This is a genomic window from Lacticaseibacillus sp. 53-4, assembly GCF_016861805.1.
GTDB lineage: Bacteria > Bacillota > Bacilli > Lactobacillales > Lactobacillaceae > Lacticaseibacillus.
This window is the reverse complement of sequence record NZ_BOLT01000004.1, coordinates 61,850-81,983: the sequence shown is the minus strand read 5'-3', so window position 1 is coordinate 81,983 and position 20,134 is coordinate 61,850. Positions and strand designations below refer to the sequence as shown.

Sequence of the window (20,134 nt, the reverse complement as noted above, 5' to 3'; positions counted from 1 at the left end):
AACGGACAGGAGGCCCGCACATGACGTTGCAATTTTATCTGGGCACAGCGGCGGCTGATCATCGCCAGAAAATGGTTGCGGCCGTTGACCAGGCGTTGAAAGCCGGCAAAGAGGTCTTCTACCTCGTGCCGAACCACGTGAAGTTTGAAGCGGAAGTCAGCTTGCTGCAAGGGCTCCGGGAGCGCGATGGCGGGGTGCAGGGGCAGTTTGCGGTCAGTCGGCTGCAAGTCCTGTCGTTTAGCCGGCTTGGTTGGTACTTCCTGAAAAATACGGAGGCTTACCAGAAGCCAGCGCTGGATCGCGCCAGCAACACGATGCTGGTCAGCAAGGTGTTCAATGACCTGCTGAATGATGATGCCACCAAGCACCAGCTGAATTTGTTTGCCGGGTCGGCCCAAAATCCCGGTTTTTTTGCCGAACTTGCCGATCAGCTGGCGGAGCTGCAAACTGGCCGGGTCACTGCTGACATGCTCGCGGATGCGGTCACTCGGGGGGAGGCCCACCTTCAGGACGCCGAAAAGCTGAAGGAGCTGCAGATCGTCGCCGCGGCGTACGAAAAGCAGGTGCAGGCCTTCGCCACGCCCGCAGCATTGCTTGATCAGTTGACGCGCTGGGTCGTTGACCACGCCGACCGGCTCCATCACGCCGCCTTTTTCCTCGACCACTTTAATAACCTGTCGGCCAGTGAATTTCACCTGGTCCACACAATGCTGCACACCGGTGCCGACTTAACGGTCGCCTTAACGCTAGATCAAGAACCGCAGGCTCAGCCGCAGGGCCCGGCGTTATTTCTGCCTGCCGCTAAACTGTATTATCAGCTGAGTCAGTCGGTGAATGATATTCCAGGGCGGACGTGGGACCCCGTCACCCATTACTGCAGCGTCTTTGAAAATACCAATGATCTGCGACTTGGGGTCGATGCGTTCTGGCGCAGCCAATACGGCGGTGATGAAGGCGCGGCAGCCGCCCCTGACGCTGACGCCGTGATCGCCACAATGACAAACAAGCCTGAAATCAGAAAGGCGAGCGAACCCTACGTCGAGCTGCGCGCCGTGGCCAAAGAAATCGTGATGGCACTACACAAGGACCCTGATCTGCGCTACCGGGATTTTCTGATTGTCGCGCGGCATTTGGCGCCGTATGAACCGTACCTGCAACCGGTATTTAACGAGCAGGGACTGCCAGTTTTCATTGACCGGGAGCGGCCAATGGAGAACCATCCGCTCATTGCACTGATCCAAAGCCTGTTTGCGGTTCAGCGGTATCACTACCAATACGAGGACGTGATGAAACTGCTGAAAACCGAGCTGCTGATCCCCTCTGGCATGAGCGCGGCTGATTTTCGAGAGGCCCTGGATGTCACAGATAACTTCTTGCTCAAAACCGGCAAGCATGGTGATGCCTGGCTGCGCGAGGAGCATTGGCAGTACATCGACCATATCGATCACTCCATGAATGAGAAGCATGAGGAAGTCGACGAGTTTGTGGCCGATCCTGAAAAAACCACTCAGATCAACCTGATTCGAGACTTTGTGGCGACTAACCTGCCGCCTTTGTTTAGCGCCTGGGAAAACGCGCAAACCGGAGCCGAAGGGGCCACAGTGCTTTACCAGTGGCTGGAACATGTTGGCGTCACCAGTGTCCTTGGAAAGTGGCGGCAAGACGCCATTGACGAAGGAGACCTCACCGCGTCAACGGCTGGTGAGCAGGCCTGGCAGAAACTGGTCACTCTGCTGGACGACTACGCCAACATTCTTGGTGATGGCGCGCCAGAGGCTGCAGCCGCGGCTGAAAATAAGTTTAACTTGCAATCGTTTGCCGACCTGCTTAACGCTGGCTTTGCGGGCGCCAGTTACACTCAAATCCCGTCAACGTTGGATGAGGTGACCGTGTCCGAAACCGGCCTGAGTCGGCTGGCCAAGTTTAAGCGTGTCTTCGTGATCGGGGCGACCAGCACCGTAATGCCGGACACCCCGACTGATCATCCCATCATCACCGACGCCGACCGCGAGGCACTTCAGCCGCTGCTCGACGAAGGCGCCTATCTGCCTGAATCGGGGGCGGAAAGTGCCCTCGGGGATGCTTTTCTCAACTACCTGGCCATGATGGCTGGCAGTGAGAAGCTCACGCTGAGCTACCCCGAGTACGGCGACGAAGAGAATCACGCTTCCAGCTATTTGACCCAAATGGCCAAGTACTTTGGCGTCTCTGTTGAGCCTTGGCCAGAGTTAAGCCTTGATCTCAATGCGAATAGCGACTTTAGCAGCCCGCGGGGGATGTTGGCGGATTACATGCGCATCTTTGAACTGGCGCAGTCGAGTCATAGTGCGCGGCCAGAAGCCTGGGAGACGATCATGACAGCCTTGCGGCGGACTCCTGGGGTTTTGGGCGCATTGGCGAACCGCTTGGCGCAAAATGCCGGCACGCAAAACCCAATCGGCGAACTGCAGCCGGCGCTGGCTGAACAACTTTACTCACCGCACATGAGTATTTCGATTTCACAACTGGAGCGGTTCTACGCCAATCCGTTCGAGTATTTTTTGGTTTACGGGTTGAAGCTGCGCAAGCGGCCTGAATTTGAGCTGTCACCATTGGATTCAGGGACGCTTTACCACAAAGTGATGGAAGTGCTGCTCAGTGATCCGAAGTATGATCTGAACGCCCTCATCAAGCAGAAGACCCTTTGGCAAACAGTGAATGAACTGGTGCAAGGCACGGCGCAAAAATTTGGGATCGATATCCTGCAGGCCGACAGCTACTGGCAATTTGTCGCGGGCCAAATCAGCACAATGCTGACCAACAGTGCGCTGGCGATCGTCCATCAGCAAGCAAATACCGCGTTTCGGCCGAGTGGTTTTGAACTGAATATTGGCCGCGGCCATGGCGACAAGGCCATCAAAGGGCTGGAATTTCCACTTGAAGGCGGTCGCAGTGTCACCGTTGCCGGGCGGATTGATCGGCTAGATGAGGCCGTGATTGATCAGCGCCGCTACTTCGTGGTGCTTGATTACAAGTCAAGCAGCCACAGCTTTGATATGCTGAATGCTTACTACGGGCAAACGATGCAACTGCTGACGTACATCGATGCGGTGCGGCAGACTGACGGAAAATTTGCGGGGATGACCCCGGCTGGGGCGCAGTATTTTGTGCTTGACCTGCCGAGCCTGAGATATGCGAAGCTGATTGATTCAAAAGCACCAGATCAGCCCTTGGCCGAGAAGCAAATCAATGAAGCGCGATTGAACTATTATCGGCTTGACGGACTAATTTTACTTCCGGATGACGCTGACTTTGATCAGCACCAGCATCTCATCTCCGCGTTTGATCAGACGCTTGAGCCAGGCGAGAAAATGGCGACTGGTCGGCAGTCTCCTGTTTTCGGCATCGCCGTGAAGCAGGGCGGCGGCCTAACCGCAAAGGCCGAGAAGAAAATGTACAAGCTGTCGGACATGCAACTGCTGTTGCAGCACAATGAAAAGCTGATCAAGCAGGCGGCAAATGACATTCTGCACGGCGTGATCAAACTAGCGCCGCTTCAGTTCAAGCATGAGTCCACGATCATCACGCGCAGTGATTATCAGGCCATTATGCGGTTTGATCCGGCAACCGGTGGCGACGAATACAATCATGTCCCATCATTTTCACAGGATGAGATCTTGGCCCGACTCAAGGCTGAACAGGAGGACAACCAGAATGAGTGACGCAAATACCCTCACCGAAGATCAAAAAAAAGCTGTCACATTAACGGGCAGTAATCTGTTGGTGTCCGCCAGTGCTGGTTCCGGGAAAACCAAGGTCCTCGTCGATCGCATCATCAATCGTCTCAGGAATGATCCGGACGCTTCGTTGAGCAAAATGCTGGTGGTGACGTTCACCAAGGCCGCCACCGCCGAGATGAAGCTCAAAATCGAAACCAAGCTGCGTGAACAACTGACTGACGGTGATTTAACCCAAGCGCAGCGGCAACATCTGGCCAAGGAGGTCGCTCAGGTTAGTGCCGCCAACATCATGACCCTCGACTCATTTTCTAAGCAGGTGGTGGATCACTACTATTACGTGATCGACATGGACCCCGGTTATCGCATGATGACAGATGAATCCGAGGTCTTGCTGTTCAAGACGCGCGTTTGGGAAGATCTGCGAGCGAATATCATGACCACCGATTGGCGGGATGACTTTGCGGCGCTTGAGGCCAACTTTTCGACCAAGGCGACCAAGGACGGCTTGCAGGACATTGTGTTTGACCTGTACGAGTACGCGATGACAACCAAAGATCCGCAGGCGTATCTGAGCCAAATCGCGGCGGCCTACGCCGAGCAGAAAGAGTCCTGGATGGCCGACGTCTGGGCGGCAGTCAAGCCCGAACTGACCCGCAGTTTGCCACTGCTGGAAGAAGCGGGGCAGTTGGTTAACGGCAGTCCTGTGCTTTCGCTCTGGCAGGAAAAAATCAACCCCACTTTGACCGCAGTCAGGAAAATGTCAACGCTGACGAAGCCCAGTTACAGGGCCGCCTATGCGGCATTTCGGGCCATCACCTATCCCAAATGGCGGACGCCGACCGCAAAAGAGCATCAGTACGATGAATTCAGGACGGCAATCAAGTCCGCTCAAACCCTGCGCGACACCGCTAAAGAGACGCTAAGCGCACTGGCTGATTGGTTTGTCATTGCGCCTTCAGATCTTGAGGCCGCAATGAAAGGGGCTTATTCTGTCGCCGAAACGCTGCAGCGGACAATGCTGGAATACTTGACAGCCATGGCGGCCGAGAAGAAAGCGCGCCGCGTCCAGACCTTCGGCGACATCGCCCAGAACGCCTTAGCGATTCTTAACCATCAGCCGCAAGCAGGCGCTTCAGGCCAGGCTGACGCCGAAAATCAGGCCTCTTTGACGGTCGGCGACCACTATCGGGCCCTGTTTGATGAGGTCTTGGTCGACGAATATCAAGACATTAATCCACTGCAAGATGCCCTGCTGGATGCCGTCAGCAAGCAGGCACCGGCTCACGGCAATCGGTTCATGGTCGGCGACATGAAGCAGAGCATTTACGGGTTCCGGTTAGCCGATCCGCAGAAATTTCTTAAGCGCTACCATGACTATTCAAAATCCAGTGCGGACGGCCAGCTGGTCTTGTTGAATCAAAATTTTCGTTCGACCAAGAACGTCCTGGCGTTCACCAACTTAGTGTTCACTCAGATCATGGACCGGGCGCTTGGTGACATTGCCTACACCGATGACGAAAAGCTGCATGAAAATACCGGCTATCAGTATCAGGAAGCCGGTCAAACGAAAGAGTTCCATCTCCCAACTGAACTGTTGATCGAGGTGAAAGACGCAGATACGCCAGAGGTCAAAGCTGCGGCCACGCCGAGCAACTTGGCGGATGACGCAGAAGCCGAAGAAGAGGACAATAATAACCTCAGCGTTAGCCAGGCGATCATGGTCGCGGCCAAAATCAAGGCCCTCACCGCACCTAATAGTCCGGCCCGGCTATTCGATAAAGACGCGGCACCAGATGCCGCAAATCGGCTCAGACCAGTGACTTATCACGACATCACGTTACTCACCCGGAGTCGCACCAATAATTTGACCCTGCAACAGGTCTTTACCAAGGCCGGGATCCCTTTGGTGGTTTCCAAGACGCAGAATTTCTTCAAAACCACCGAAATGATGGTGATGCTCAGTCTGCTGCGGATCATCGATAATCCCAAGCAGGAAATTCCGCTGACCGCCGTGCTGCGTTCGCCAATCGTGGGCCTGGACGCCAATGATTTAGCGCGCATTCGCATTGCGGCAGAAAGCGGTCCTTACGATGAGGCAGTCTTCAACTACGCCCAGCGGACAGATGTGACTGACCCAGCGGAAACCGCCCTGCGCGACAAACTATGCGATTTTTCTGAGCTGCTGGAGGAGCTGCGGGTCTTTGCGCGCACTCATGACCTTTCTGCCTTGATCTGGCATATTTACGAAGAGACGGGCTTTTTGGATCTCGTCGGCAGCCAAGCCGGCGGGCGGCAGCGCCAGGCCAACCTGCGAGCCTTGGCGAAACGGGCGGCTGAATACGAAAAAGGGGGCTTCAAAGGCCTGTTTGCATTCGTTCAGTTCATTGAAACCATGCAAAAGCAGGACAAAGACCTCAGCCAGCCAATTTCGCTGGCTTCAGATGTCAACGCTGTTTCGCTAATGACGATTCACAACAGCAAGGGGCTGCAGTTTCCAATTGTCTTCCTGCTTGATAGTCAAAAAAAGTTCAACGACAGCGACCTGAAAGCCGCTGCGATTCTCAGCCAATCCCCGGCCGCCCGGCCAGGGGAGCCCAAGCGCGAACTAGTTGGACTCAAGTGGCGGGATCCCAAAACCTTCGTCGAGTATCTGCTGCCACAGTACCAAATCGCCAAGAACCAGAAGAAAAAGCAGCTTTGGGCAGAGGAAATGCGGCTGCTGTATGTCGCATTGACCCGCGCTGAGCAGCAGTTGATCATTGTTGGCACCCCTAAATCATCAGGCAATCTATACACGCAGGAGAAGCTGGAAAAACGCTGGCTGGCTAATGCAGACGGTGTGGATGATGTGCTGCCACTTGCGCCGCGCCTTGCCGCGGGATCATTTCTTGACTGGATTGGCATGGCGTTAGCGCGCACCGGAGTGCTTGAAGCCGGTGGGGCGGTCAAGGATTCCTTGGCGGCGGATCTGGCTAAGGCAGACATTAAGCTGAATTACCAAATCGACCCTCATCTTGACAGCGAGGACAATGAGGCCACCCAGGCGCCGGCGCAGCCGAAGCCGGCGGGCTTTGACCGGCGCCTTGCGCAGTGGCTGGCTTTCGCCTACGCCAATGAGCGGGCAACCACCACGACCGGGTTTCAAAGTGTCACCGAGTTGAAGCGGATGTTTGAAGACCCTGACGTCACCGACGCCCAGGACAGCTCGCCGCGCAAAACGGGCCACCGCCTTACCAGTGATTTTGCTAAGCCGGCCTTTCTGCGGGAGGCAAAAGCCACCTCTGGCGCCGCAGTCGGGACCGCGACGCACTTGCTGCTGCAGCAGGTGCCACTGACTGGTCCACATGACGAAGCGACACTGGCAGAGCTGGCCGATCAGCTCTTGAGTCAGAAGCTGATCACGCCGGCAGTCCGCAGCGCGATGCGGCTGGAACGCGTTGCGGCCTTTTTCCAGACGCCGCTTGGCCAAAAGCTCGGCGCTGAGGCCACCAAGGTGCACCGGGAGCAGGCCTTCTCGCTGCTGTGGCCGGCCGCAGATTTTCCGCAGGCGGAAGATGAGCAGCCGAGCACCAGCAACCTGGAAGGTGACGTCCTGGTCCACGGGGTGATCGACGGGTTCATTGAGGAGCCAGACGGGATCATCTTGTTCGATTACAAGACGGACCACATCGGCAACAAGCTTCATGAGGTCATTGAACGGTATCAGGGCCAGCTTGAGGTCTACGCCGAGGCACTGACGCTGATGACCAAAAAGCCCGTGCTGCACCGCTACCTGGTGCTGCTGGAAATCGGGGATGTGCATGAGGTGCAGCCCGTTAAGCGCACGCGTTAAAAATAGTTAGTAACGGAAGGAAGAATGCAGATGTCGGGCGACACAGTGTACGCGGTAATTGATCTTGAGACCACGGGGACTGAGCGTGACTCAGACCGCATCATTCAATTTGGGTGTGCGGTCATGCAAGACGGGCACATCCTCTCCACGATGTCGCAGATGATCAACCCTGACCGCCCCGTGCCGCAAGCCATTCAGCGACTAACAGGCATTCACCCTGCTGACCTGACCGCGGCCCCGTATTTCGCCGACGTTGCGGGAACAATCCGCGATTTGATCGGGGATGCCGTGATTGTCGCGCATAACGTCAACTTCGACTATCCCTTTTTGTCGAACGCACTGACTTTGGCGGGACAGCCGCCGTTGACCAACGCCGCAGTCGATACGGTGGAGCTTTCGCAGGTGCTGCTGCCCACGCAGGCCAGCTACCGCTTGAGTGACCTGACCGCCGCTTTGGGCATCACCCACGACCACCCCCACCGGGCGGATAGTGATGCCATCAGCACGGCCAAACTCCTTTGGCGGCTGCGGGCGGTCTTTCAAGCGCTGCCGACCCCGACCCAAAAGCTGCTCAGCCGCCATGGCACGTTCCTACTGCGCGACACTGGCGACTTCTTAAAGGCCGCAGTCAAACCCGACCAGCCTTTGACCGCCGACATGCAGCAGGTGGGCGACTTAGTGATCAGGCAGCCGCAGGGGCTGGAACCCGAGGTGGGCCAGGCGGTTTATCCTGCCGATGACGCGGCCAAAAAGGCCATGCTGCGGCCGCAGTTTCGGTTCCGGCAGGTGCAGGCGCACATGATGGACATGATCCACACCAATGCGCTGGGCGAACGGCGTCCGCTGATGATCGAGGCGGGGACTGGGGCCGGGAAAAGTTTGGGGTACCTGCTGCCTTACGCCTATCTGGCCAGCCCCGCGCATCATCTAGTGGTCACCACGCACACAACGCTGCTTCAAACCCAGTTGGTTAACAAGGAGCTGAAGAGTGTTCGGGAACTCACTGGGTTGACGCTGCCCGCAGTCCTTTTGAAAAGTCCGCGGCACTACTTGGACCTGGCCAAATTTGCCGCCAGTCTGCAGCTGCCGCGGGCCAACCGGCTGACGCGGCTGCTCCAAATGAAGATCATTGTGTGGCTGACGCAAACCGCGACCGGCGATTTAGATGAACTGCAGCTGACCAATTATCACGCGCCTTTATTCGCGCGCATTCAGGCGACCGGCGATAACCGACTGGCGATGCCAGGACCATACGCCGACGCCGATTTTCTGGTACGCCTGAAAAATGAAGTTCAGCGGGCCGCCATTATCGTCACCAATCACGCCTATCTGGCGCGGCATTTTCAGGAGCTGCCGGGAACCTCGGACTATCTTGTGGTGGATGAAGCACAGCACTTCGCGGATACGACGGCAGAGGCGTTTTCGCGGACGCTGGATCTCGGCAAACTCAGGCGAAGGCTTGGGCAACTGCTCACCTTTATCGAAGGGCAGCATGGCGAAGGCCTTTCCCAACTTGTTCAGTCCTCGGCGGCGCTGAGTTATCAACTGAGCCAGGCCAGGGCCCAAATTGAGACCCTTGAGAATCAAATCGAGCAGCTGCAGGATAAACTCTACCGCCGCAACTTCACGCCAATTAGCCATCCCAGCGGCCGGGTGGCCCAAACCCTTGACGAGGCAGGGGTCAGCTGGCTGAACGGTGAGTTAGACGCGCCACTGGCCGGGCTGAAGCGGCAGCTGCCCCCGCTTTTGGCAAGTGTTACCAGCGTTGCCGAGACGGTGCAACAGCAGCAAAGTCACTTTGGCGCGGCGCCGCTGCTGGAAGGGCTGGCCGGGCTGCTCAGCGCGCTGCAGCGCCAAACCGATCGTCTGAGCCACCTGGATCTTCAGGGCTTAGCAAAGGCGCAGGTGGTCGTCGGCCTAACGCTGGCCAATCAAAATGACCGGCTGAGTTTAGCCGTGACTTGGACGCGCTTTGCCGCGGGTGCTATCATTCAAGAAGAACTCTCGCACTTCACCGCGCCTGTCTTTGTCGGCGCGACCCTCACAGTCGGCCGCAAGTTTGACTATCTAGCGGGTCAGCTGGGTTATCAGGATTTCCCAGAGGCGCAAACCCTGCGCCTGCGCAGTCCGTTTCATTACAAGCAGCAGGCCCAGGTGTTTCTGGCGACTGATGCCCCGAACGCTCACGACCTGCCTGCCAGCGCCTATGCGGATTACTTGGCTGGGGCGATTGCGCAGCTGGCTGACAATCAGCACCAAACGCTGGTCCTGTTCACCTCGCTGGCAATGATCGACGAGGTGTACCGCCGCCTCGCCCGCATGCCGATTGCCGGGCACAAGGAACTACTTGCGCAAGGCGTGACCGGCACGGCGTCACGGATCGCCAAGCGCTTTGCGGTGGGAGAGCAAACGCTGCTCCTCGGCGCAGCAAGCTTTTTCGAAGGGGTCGACTATCCGGACAAGCAGCTGGAGCAGGTCATCTTGACGCGGCTGCCCTTCGACAACCCGGATCGCCCCGACGTGAGGGCGCGAGAGCAGGCACTTGCCGCGCGCGGCGAGGATCCGTTTGCGGCCGACATGTTGCCGCGGGCCATCTTGCGGTTTCGGCAAAGCTTCGGCCGGCTGATTCGCACCGAGCGCGACCGCGGAGTGTTCGTGGTCTTGGATCCGCGCCTGGGGACCACCGCTTACGGCCGGCAAATGGCCAAAAGCCTGCCGAACCTGAAGCCGATGAGTTTGCCGCTGGCGGACTTGATTCCGCTGGCCAATGCGTGGCTTGATCACACCATCATCAAAAAGGAGGCGCACCATGCGCAGTAATCGAATGCAGTGGCGGAACCTGGTGGGGCCTGCCGTTGGCCTGGTCATTTTAGCCATCATTATCGGCGCGTATGTACGCGCGTTAAGCCCGCTTTACTCCGTGCGCCGGCAGGCCATTGCCATTGCCCGCAAAACGGCAAACGTCAAGCAGGTCAGCAACTTTTACTGGGATAAAGAGGACGATTCTTATCTCACGGTGCAGGGTACGACCAGCCAGAACCAGCCGGTTTACGTACTGATTCGCCAGAAAACTGGTAAGGTCCGGGTCGCCGCTCAGGGCAGTGGCATTAGTCGCAGTGCGGCAATCGGGCAGGCCCAGACCAAATTTGCGCCGCGCAAGATCCTGAACGCGGGCCTGCGGTGGCGCGCAAAGAAATTCGTCTGGGATGTTGGCTATATCACGAAGTCTGGTAAACTGGGTTACGTGACATACGATTTCAAGACGGGCACGCAGGTGAAGTCCATTCGGAACCTGTAAGGCTCCTCGAGGAGGAATTGGATGCATTTAGCAAAACGTATTAACAGCGTGGCCCCTTCGGCGACACTGGCAATCAGTAGTCTCACGAAGCAAATGAAGGCCAACGGGCAGGACGTGATCGACCTTTCGATCGGCCAGCCGGACTTTACGACGCCGGCCTTTATCGACGCCGCGGCCACGACCGCGATCAATTCCGGCCAGGCGAGTTTCTACACGCCGGCCACTGGGATTCCGGAGCTTAAAGCCGCGATTGCCGCACACGTGGCGGCGCAAACCGGTGTGACGTACGAGCCGGAGCAAATTGCCGTGACTACCGGGGCTAAAATGGCCCTTTTCGGCTTGTTTCAGGTGCTGCTGGACCCAGGCGACGAAGTCTTAGTCCCAACGCCCGGCTGGGTCTCGTACGTGGAACAGATCCGGCTGGCTGGTGGGGTGCCGCGCGCCGTTGTGGCGGCTGCGCATTTTAAGGTGACAGTCGACGAGCTGGAAGCGCAGCGGACAGCCAAAACCCGCGCCGTGATCATCAACTCACCGCAAAATCCCAGTGGGGCGGTATACTCCCGCCAGGAGCTGACACTGATCGGTAACTGGGCGCTGCAGCACGGCATCCTGGTTATCGCGGATGATATCTACCGCGACCTGATATACAACGGCGCCAGTTACACCTCGATGATCGAAATCGATCCGGCCATTACTGCAAATACGGTGCTGATCTCCGGAGTATCGAAATCATACGCGATGACCGGCTGGCGCATCGGCTTTGCGGCCGGACCAGAAAAATTGATTGGCGCCTTGGGCAAGTTGCTGGGGCACGCAACCGGCAATCCGACTGCGGCCAGTCAGTACGCGGCGGTGGCCGCCTTCTCCAGTGACGGCACCGCGGTGGCAAGCATGCGCCAGGCGTTTGAAGACCGGCTGAACACGATTTTTCCGCTGGTGCAAAAGCTGCCGGGCTTCGATCTGCCTGAAAAGCCGCAAGGGGCGTTTTACCTGTTTCCGCAGGTCAAGCGTGCCGCCGCGCTCACGCACTACACCAGTGTCGACGAGTTTGTCTCGGCGCTGCTGCAGGAAACCGGGGTGGCACTGGTGCCAGGGCGCGCGTTCGGCATGCCGGACTACGCGCGGCTGAGCTACGCAACGGATAAGGCCTCATTGCTTGACGCGGTTGGCCGTATCGAAAATTTTGTTGGAAATAACTAGTGAGGGGAAATAACCAATGACGCAAGAGATCCGCATCAAAGACGCAAAGGATCACGTAAACGAAGAAGTCCGCATCGGGGCCTGGCTGACGGACAAACGCTCCAGCGGGAAAATTGCTTTCCTGCAGCTGCGTGATGGATCGGCCTTTTTCCAAGGAGTCGTGCTGAAGAATAAGGTCAGCGAAGAGGTGTTCCAAACCGCCAAAGAAATGCGGCAGGAAACCAGCATGTGGCTGACTGGCGAGATCCACGAGGATGCCCGCAGCCATTTTGGCTACGAAATCGAAGTGCACGACATCGAAGTGGTGGGGGAAAGTGAAGACTACCCGATTACCCCGAAGGAGCACGGAATCGAATTTCTGCTTGATCACCGCCACCTTTGGCTGCGCAGCAAGCGCCAGTTCGCGATTCAGCAGATTCGCAACGAAATGGTCCGGGCCACATACGAATTCTTCAACCAGGAAGGCTTCATCAAGATGGATCCGCCAATTCTGACCGGCAGCGCGCCGGAAGGAACCACCGAGTTGTTTGAGACGGATTACTTCGATCAGGAAGCCTACCTGAGCCAGTCCGGCCAGCTCTACGCCGAAGCCGGTGCCATGGCGTACGGCAAGGTCTTCACGTTTGGCCCGGTCTTCCGCGCGGAAAAGAGCAAGACTCGCCGGCACCTGACGGAATTTTGGATGATCGAACCTGAAATGGCCTTCACGCACCAAGAGGAAAGCCTGAGGGTGCAGGAAAACTACATCGCGTACTTGGTGCAGTCCGTTCTTGACAACTGCGCCTATGAACTGAAGCTGATCGACCGTGATCCGGAAATTCTCAAGCGTTATACCAAAACCCCTTATCCAAAAATTCGCTACGACAAGGCCATCGAAATGCTGCAGGAAGGCGGGTTTGACACCAAATGGGGCGACGATTTGGGCTCTCCTGAGGAAACTTACCTGTCTGAGCAATTCGAGCAGCCGGTGTTTGTCCTGAACTACCCGAAGGCCATCAAGCCGTTTTACATGCTGCCAGAAGAAGGACGGGAGGACACGTATGTCTGCGCCGATTTGCTAGCCCCGGAAGGTTACGGCGAGATTATCGGTGGCTCCGAGCGTGAAACCGACTATGACAAGCTGAAGGCGGCCATCGAGGCCAAGGGGCTGGACCTGGCCGAGTACGAATGGTACTTGGATCTGCGCAAGTACGGCAGCGTGCCGCATTCCGGGTTCGGACTGGGCTTCGAGCGGGCGATCACCTGGATCTGCCACTTGGATCACCTGCGCGAATCAATTCCGTTCCCACGGATGATCAACCGCTTAAAGCCGTGATGCTTGGGCTGGGCTTAGGCCCGGCCTTTTTGTTCAGAAAGGGGGATCTTCATGGCAGATTTAAGCAGTTATCTGGCGGCCGGACAGACCAGTCTGTCGCAGGCGCTGTTCGCGCACTTTAGCGAGACGACGCTGACGCACCGGGAGTTCGTGGTGTACCTGTTTCTGGCTGACTGGGGGCAGCACCACGAGGAAGCACCTGAACTTGGCGCGCTGGCCTCGGCGACGAAGCTTAAAAAGCAAGACCTGTACACCGTGATTGAAACGCTGATTCAAAAAAACGCCATCCAGCTGGTGCAGCGGCCTGGTCAGGGTGGCCGCACGCTGGATCAGTACGACGTGACGCCGCTTTTGGATACGGTTCTAAAGCCCACTTCCGGGCATCCGGTTTCCCCAGCAGCGGCACCGGACCAGCAGGTGTTCAGTCAAATCGAGGCTGAATTCGGCCGGCCGCTGTCGCCAATCGAGCAGCAGACCATCACTGATTGGCTGACGATCGACCACTACGCGCCAGACATGATCAACCTCGCGCTGCGTGAGGCCGTGCTCAATCAGGCCTATTCGTTGCGGTACATGGATCGCATCTTGATCAACTGGGAGAAAAAACATTTGACCACGCCGGCTCAGGTACAAGCTGAACAGGAAAGGCACTTAGGGCTATGAGCAGGATGACCAACGCCCGGGCTCAGGAACTGCTGAGCCTGGTGCTCAAACTATACCCAGATCCGCAGCCGACGTTGAACGCGCAAACCCCTTACCAGATTTTGGTGGCAGTGATGCTGTCTGCACAAACCACGGACGTTGCGGTCAATGCTTGCACGCCGGCGCTGTTTGCGGCGTACCCGACGCCAAGCGCGATGGCAGCAGCCTCCATTCCCGCCATCGAAGCGAAAATCGACCGGCTGGGCCTTTACCACAACAAGGCAAAATACCTCAAGGCGCTGTCGGCTGAGTTAGTCGCGCGGTTTGACAGCACCGTACCTCAGACTTATGCCGAACTGACGAGTTTGCCAGGGGTCGGGCGCAAAACCGCCACCGTGGTCCGCACCGACGCGTTTGGCATTCCCGGCATTGCCGTTGACACGCACGTCAGTCGGATCATCAAGGGCTTTGGCATTGCCCCGCAAAAAGCGACCCCTGACCAGATCCAGGCCCGCCTTGAACACCTGATGCCGCCGAGCACCTGGATTCGTCTGCACCGCGGGCTGATCCGGCTGGGCCGGGAATGGCTCACGGCGCGCCACCCACAGTTGCCTGCCGACCCTGCCTGGCAGGCATTCAAGGACGACTATTCCCCGCTGAAAGAAGGTAAGTAACATGACCGATCAAATTGTTGCCTCAACGCGGCAAGTCCGCCGCGAATCTTGGGACCAATACTTCATGCAACTGGCCACTGTTGTGGCTCAGCGCTCCACTTGTGAGCGGGCGACAGTGGGGGCGCTGCTGGTGGTTGACCATCGCATCATCGCCACCGGCTACAACGGCAGCATCTCCGGCGACCCGCACTGTGATGACGCTGGGCACCTGATGCGCGATGGTCACTGCATTCGTACCCTTCACGCCGAAATGAACGCCATCCTGCAGTGCGCCGAAAACGGGGTCTCCACGCGAGGGGCGGCGCTGTATGTGACCTATTACCCGTGCCTCAACTGCACCAAGGCGCTGATCCAAGCCGGTGTCACGCGCGTCTATTTTGCGCACGATTACCGCAATGACCCGTACGCCGTGCAGCTCTTTGAAGAGCACCACATCAAAACGACGCTCGTCACCGTTCCTGCTTAGACCATACGAAAGGCCTTGCCCGTTTGGGCAAGGCCTTTCGCGTTGCATATTCACTTACTGGCGTCACTGAGGCGTGGTACCGTCTGGCCCGGGCGAGCCGCCGCTGGCAGACGAAGAGCTGACACTGGGCTCGCTGCTGCTTTCAGCGCTGCTTGAACTGCTTGATGGCAGCTCACTTGATGAACTGACCGAACTGGATTCACTGCTAGAAGTCGTGCTCGAAGTTGAACTGGTGCTGGACGAGCTTGACGGCGTATCTGCCACAGCGGTCTTAGTTGACGGCCCATGACCGCGAACGTACAATTCGCGCGTCGTGTTTGCCGTGTTGCCGGTGACCGCAGTGCCAGGGTTGGATCCCTTCAGAATGTGCTCGACCAAGACTGAACTCGGCTTCGTCCAGTCCTTATTCGGCAGATTTTCACTGTCGACCATGTAACTCATCATCGCTTTGTAAATTTGTTGGGCAATCAGGTTGGAACCGTTGCCCAAGCCATTTTGTAACGGTTTGTCGTAACCGGTCCAAATCGACATGGTGCGCTGCGTGGTGTAGCCGGTAAACCAGATGTCCTTGGCTAACCCGGACAAAGCGGGGTTGGTTTTCAGTTCTTCAGGACCATAGTCTGACGTGCCTGTTTTGCCGGCTTCTTGAAGCCCTGAGATCTTCGCGTAAACGCCGGTCCCGTTGGTCAACACGCCTTTAAGCATGTCGGTGATCATGTAGGCGGTGCTTGCCTTCATCGCGCGCGTACCGTTGCTGGTGAAGTTGGTGGTGCGGCCTTCCATGTCAACGACTTTGCGGACATAGGTCGGCTTGTAGTACGTGCCGCCGTTGGCAAAGGCGGAATAAGCGGCGGCTTCTTGCTCGGTGGTCACCGAAGCCCCGATGGCACTCGGGTAAACTCGCTGATTTTCTGGCAGCGTGATGCCCAAGCCTTTCAGGAAGTTCAGTCCCCTGGAAAGGCCAACCGCTTTCAGCGTCCGGCCGGCGACCGGGTTCCGCGATTTGACTAGGGCTTCCCGAATGGAAATCCGCCCCAAGAACTGGTGATCGATGTTGTTAACTGATACCGTGCTATTCGGCCACATGAATGGTTCATCTTCCATTTGCTGGTAGGTGGAGTAGTTGAGGTACTCAATTGCCGGGCCGTAGTCGAGCAGCGGCTTCATGGTCGACCCGTTGCTGCGGTCATTTTGCGTGGCCCGGTTGTACGCCAGGCGGACATCGCCAGTCTTGCGGCCGCCAATTTGGGCGATGACGTTGCCGTTGTTCGGGTTGGTGATGGTCACAGCGGTTTGCAGCGAGTCATTCGGGAACTGGACATACTTATCGGTGTTGACGATATCGTATAGCCGTTGCTGTGCCTTCATGTCGATGTTGGTGTAAATTTTGAGATTTTCGCTGTACGGATCGACGCCAGTTTTGGCCTTTACTTCCTTAATGACAGAGGTGAGGTAAGAGTCGATGACCTTATCGGTGCCGGTGTTGGTGGTTTGCGTCTTCTGCGGCACCAGACCGTCGGTGACAGGCTGGGCTTTGGCCGCATCGGCCTGGGCCTGGCTGATTTTCTTGTTCGTCACCATCGCGGAAAGCACTTCATTGCGGCGCGTGGTGGCGGCTTCTGGGTGCTGGTAAGGGTCGTAGCCCGCGGGGGACTGCGGCATACCGGCAAGCAGCGCCATCTGGGCGAGGTCGAGCTGCTTCAAATCCTTATTGAAGTAGTACTTCGCCGCGGTACCCATGCCGCGTTGCGCGTTGTCCATGTAGACTTTGTTGATGTAAAACTCGAGAATCTGTTCCTTGCTGTATGACTGCTCCAGTTTGATGGCCAGCCAGGCTTCCTGCGCCTTGCGCTTCAGCGTTTGGTCAGACGCCTTGGTGGAAAAAACAGACAGCTTGATTAGCTGCTGGGTCAAGGTTGACCCGCCTTGCAGACCTGAGCCGCGGCCGGTGACTCGGCCGACGACGTTGTTCATCGCGGCGCTGGCGATGCGAATCGGGTCGATGCCCCAGCGCTCTTGATAAAAACGCCGGTCTTCAATCGAGACCACGGCGTCTTTCAGCGTCTGGGGAATCTCATCGGCGTTCACATAAGTGCGACTTTCGACGCCGAGGGTGGTGATCGCATTGCCTGATTTATCATAAAGGGTGGAGCTGCCGCCAGATTTCAAGGCGGATTCCGTCACTTTGGGTGCGCTGGACGCATAATAGGCGAACAGGCCGATGCCGGCGACCACGCCAACCACAAAGATGATCAGCAGAGTTTTGAGTACCGTGAGCCAGCGCCGTTTTTTCTTCGGCTTGCGTGCTTGTTTGCGCGCCATGCGTGATGGTGTATTAGCCATTTTGAGTGCCTCTCTTCGTTTTGATCAACCAATCCACGCCGTCCAGGTAAGGGATCAGCGGCTGGAGCTTGGGGTGCAGCTCAAAGCCGGCCGTCTCGATGGCCTTGAGCGGAATCGACTTGCGCCCGTTGTTCAGGCTCTCGGTCCACCAGTGGTTCAAGTCGCTGACCGGGTAGACAAACAGCCGGTTCAGCGACACGAAGCGGATCAACGCAAAACAGATCCCGCCTTGGTCCAGGCAGGCATTGAGATGCCTGATCTGGTGCGGGTGGAAATTCTTGAGCGGGAAACTCTGCTTGTTTTTGGTCTCCTTGGCGTCAAAATCGACGTAGTAACCCTGGTAAACGCCATTGTAGTCGGTGGTCGAAGGGGTTTTAAAATAGGCCTCCTTGATCACTGCCTGACTGCGCTGGGGGTAGTCCACTTTGACAATCTGGATCGGGGTTGGTTTCTTATAAATGACCGCACGTTTGGCCGCGCGATAATATTGATTGCTAGCATTGAGTTCGGCTTCTAGCGTCATGCCGCGACCGCCGTAATTGACAGCGTCCTCGGCGGTTTGCTTGCCGCTCTCGTATGCTTTACCATTGGGGTAATGAATAGCCATATGTTCACGCTCCTAGCGCCATTATATCAATCTTGGCCGGTCGTGACCTAATGAGAAGGGAACCGTTATGCTGACACGCCTTTGGCTGACTGGGTATCGCTCGTGGGAACTAAGCACTCACGGGGAAGATGACCCCAAGATCACGGTGATTAAGTATAGTTTAAAAAATGCACTGATCCCACTTTTGGACGACGGCCTGAAGTGGGTCATTACCGGCGGTGAGCTTGGCATCGAGCAGTGGGGTGCCCAAGTGGCGCTCAGCCTGAAGCCGGATTATCCGGACTTGAAGGTGGCGGTCATGCTGCCATTTGCCGATTTCGGGCACCAGTGGAATGAGGACAATCAGAATCGTCTTCAGACGCTGCTGGCCCAAGTCGACTTCACTCAGCCGACCTCGAGCGCCCCATATCAAAACCCAAGGCAGCTCTCAGGTTACACACAGTTTATGCTGCATCACACGGACGGCGCGCTGTTGGTTTACGACCCGGATTTTGAAGGTAAGCCGCGGTTTGCGTACCAAGGCGCGCAGGCGGAAAGCAGCCGGCGCGCTTATCCGCTGACGTTGATCGGGATGGAAGACTTGGAAGAGGCTGCGCGCGACTGGGCCGAAAACCAGGCAAATGAGCAGTTTTAATGCGATTAGTGGTATGATACAATGGTTTCAGTAAGTCTTCGAATGAGGTGCTGGATATGGATAGCAAGGAAAATACATTCAGTGTTCAACTTGACCCTAAGGCCATTTTGGACAAGAATTTCAAAAAAGTCATGCGCGGTGACGATCCTGACGAGGTCGATGAATTTCTCGACCAAGTCATCAAGGATTACGAAAGCTACAACGCCGAGCTGGATCGTCTCAGCGAGGAGAATGCGCGATTGCGCAGTCGCGTTGACGAGCTGACCAAGCAGTTATCCGTTTCGAAGAACGTGGCCGCGGCCACACCGCAGCAGCCCAGTGCGACTGCAACCAACTACGACATTTTGAAGCGGCTTTCCAATCTGGAGCGTCACGTCTTTGGCAGCAAGCTTTCCGACGGCGGCCAAAGCACGCACGACGACCAGTCTGGAATCGATCAGTACTAAATTTGTGAATTCATTTGCAGTTCTCGAGTAATCGCGCCAGGCGTTTGTCTGGTGAGGAAAGTCCATGCCCGCCCAAGCTGCGATGCTTGGAGTGTTCGCGTCAGGCCCAATAAGCCTGAGTACCGTTTACGGTAACGGCGACCCAAAGCGCTAAGGCCTCGGCTATGCGTGAGTCGGTCTGAAAAGTGCCACAGAGACGATGCTGGCGGGAAACCGCCAGTCTGGAACGGGTAAACCCCGCGAGCGAGTAACCCAAACTTTGGTAGGGGCGCAAGGCCTAGGATATTGAACCGATGGCCCTAACAGCGAAAGCTGAGATAGATGATTACTGAAGGCACCTTGGCCTGACTTGGTGCTGGAACAAAACATGGCTTATAGAGAACTGCAAACAGGCGCGGCTCGGGGTATCCCCGGGCTGTTTTTTTGTAAGGTGCGAAAGGCAAGGTGCGCAGGGGTCGCGCACTTAGGAGAATGGGTAGCCTAGCTCGAGGCATTGCCGCCGCTTCTTCGCGGCGAGGCCTCGAGCGTAGCTAGCCACTTCCCCGTTGCGAACCCGTAGCCCGATTATGTAAGGTGCGAAGGGCTGGCGGTTTTAGCGGGATGGCTAGCCTAGCGCAAGGCATTGCCGGCGATTTTGGCCGGCGAGGGCTTGTGCGTAGCTAGCCACTCCCGCGTTGCGAGCCCGTAGCCCGATTAAAGTAAGGTGCGAAGACTTGGCGCACTTAGGGGGACAGGCAGCCAAGCCAGAGGCGTTGCCGCCGCTTTTTGGCGGTGAGGCCTCTGGCGTTGATCAGCTTGTTCGAGCTTTGCGAGCTACAAGCTGACATGCGTAGCAGCTAAGCGCTCGGGCGTTGTCGACCCAAAGCCCGATTAGATCAACAGGCGAAGGGCTGGCGGTTTTGTCCGTTAAGACCAGAAAACACGATCAGTCCCGGTCCAAAAAGCACCCACCAAAGCC

13 protein-coding genes and 1 other RNA gene are annotated in these 20,134 nt (G+C 57.0%); 12 read left to right on the top strand and 2 right to left on the bottom strand.

Features of this window, described 5'->3' with window-relative positions; translation table 11 throughout:
* Positions 1 to 20 precede the first annotated feature (20 nt).
* From JUF21_RS02845 to JUF21_RS02805, 9 genes are read left to right on the top strand one after another with little or no spacing between them, the layout of a single operon-like run.
* Positions 21 to 3,701, top strand: coding sequence for a PD-(D/E)XK nuclease family protein (locus tag JUF21_RS02845; protein WP_203662995.1), 3,681 nt, complete (start codon positions 21 to 23; stop codon positions 3,699 to 3,701).
* Positions 3,694 to 7,551, top strand: coding sequence for a helicase-exonuclease AddAB subunit AddA (gene addA, locus JUF21_RS02840; protein WP_203662993.1), 3,858 nt, complete (start codon positions 3,694 to 3,696; stop codon positions 7,549 to 7,551). The genes JUF21_RS02845 and addA overlap by 8 nt, the downstream gene beginning before the upstream one ends.
* Positions 7,552 to 7,581: 30 nt before the next feature.
* Positions 7,582 to 10,371 carry a helicase C-terminal domain-containing protein gene (locus JUF21_RS02835; protein WP_203662991.1) on the top strand — a complete coding sequence of 930 codons (2,790 nt, stop codon included), beginning with the start codon at positions 7,582 to 7,584 and terminating at the stop codon, positions 10,369 to 10,371.
* Positions 10,361 to 10,849, top strand: a complete 489-nt coding sequence (locus JUF21_RS02830) for a DUF5590 domain-containing protein (protein WP_239061422.1) — start codon at positions 10,361 to 10,363, stop codon at positions 10,847 to 10,849. Before JUF21_RS02835 ends, JUF21_RS02830 begins: the two co-directional genes overlap by 11 nt.
* Positions 10,850 to 10,870: 21 nt before the next feature.
* Positions 10,871 to 12,049, top strand: a complete 1,179-nt coding sequence (locus JUF21_RS02825) for a pyridoxal phosphate-dependent aminotransferase (RefSeq protein ID WP_203623317.1) — start codon at positions 10,871 to 10,873, stop codon at positions 12,047 to 12,049.
* 16 nt (positions 12,050 to 12,065) lie between these two features.
* Entirely contained in the window at positions 12,066 to 13,364 is a 1,299-nt protein-coding gene (gene asnS, locus JUF21_RS02820; protein WP_203623316.1) for an asparagine--tRNA ligase, read from the top strand.
* A 51-nt stretch (positions 13,365 to 13,415) separates the two neighbouring features.
* Positions 13,416 to 14,027 carry a DnaD domain-containing protein gene (locus JUF21_RS02815; protein WP_203623315.1) on the top strand — a complete coding sequence of 204 codons (612 nt, stop codon included), beginning with the start codon at positions 13,416 to 13,418 and terminating at the stop codon, positions 14,025 to 14,027.
* 5 nt (positions 14,028 to 14,032) lie between these two features.
* Positions 14,033 to 14,680, top strand: a complete 648-nt coding sequence (gene nth, locus JUF21_RS02810) for an endonuclease III (RefSeq protein WP_125754594.1) — start codon at positions 14,033 to 14,035, stop codon at positions 14,678 to 14,680.
* Position 14,681: 1 nt separating this feature from the next.
* Positions 14,682 to 15,146: a deaminase gene (locus tag JUF21_RS02805; RefSeq protein WP_203623314.1), complete on the top strand. Its 465-nt coding sequence runs from the start codon at positions 14,682 to 14,684 to the stop codon at positions 15,144 to 15,146.
* Positions 15,147 to 15,209: 63 nt separating this feature from the next.
* Here JUF21_RS02805 and JUF21_RS02800 read toward each other — a convergent pair whose 3' ends face one another.
* Together JUF21_RS02800 and recU are read right to left on the bottom strand one after the other, a co-directional pair.
* Positions 15,210 to 17,489: a transglycosylase domain-containing protein gene (locus JUF21_RS02800; RefSeq protein WP_203623313.1), complete on the bottom strand. Its 2,280-nt coding sequence runs from the start codon at positions 17,487 to 17,489 to the stop codon at positions 15,210 to 15,212.
* The gene (gene recU / locus JUF21_RS02795; RefSeq protein ID WP_203623312.1) at positions 17,482 to 18,096 is read right to left on the bottom strand and encodes a Holliday junction resolvase RecU; all 615 of its coding nucleotides are present in this window, start codon (positions 18,094 to 18,096) and stop codon (positions 17,482 to 17,484) included. Before recU ends, JUF21_RS02800 begins: the two co-directional genes overlap by 8 nt.
* Before the next feature lie 70 nt (positions 18,097 to 18,166).
* Between recU and JUF21_RS02790 the strand changes: the two genes are divergently transcribed.
* The 3 genes from JUF21_RS02790 to rnpB all read left to right on the top strand — a co-directional run bounded on the left by JUF21_RS02790 (position 18,167) and on the right by rnpB (position 19,556).
* Complete coding sequence (locus JUF21_RS02790; protein WP_203623347.1) at positions 18,167 to 18,730, top strand: DUF1273 domain-containing protein; 564 nt, start codon at positions 18,167 to 18,169, stop codon at positions 18,728 to 18,730.
* 56 nt (positions 18,731 to 18,786) lie between these two features.
* Positions 18,787 to 19,176, top strand: coding sequence for a cell division regulator GpsB (gene gpsB, locus JUF21_RS02785; RefSeq protein ID WP_125754508.1), 390 nt, complete (start codon positions 18,787 to 18,789; stop codon positions 19,174 to 19,176).
* 19 nt (positions 19,177 to 19,195) lie between these two features.
* Positions 19,196 to 19,556: RNase P RNA component class B (rnpB, locus tag JUF21_RS02780), an RNA gene on the top strand.
* Positions 19,557 to 20,134 lie beyond the last annotated feature (578 nt).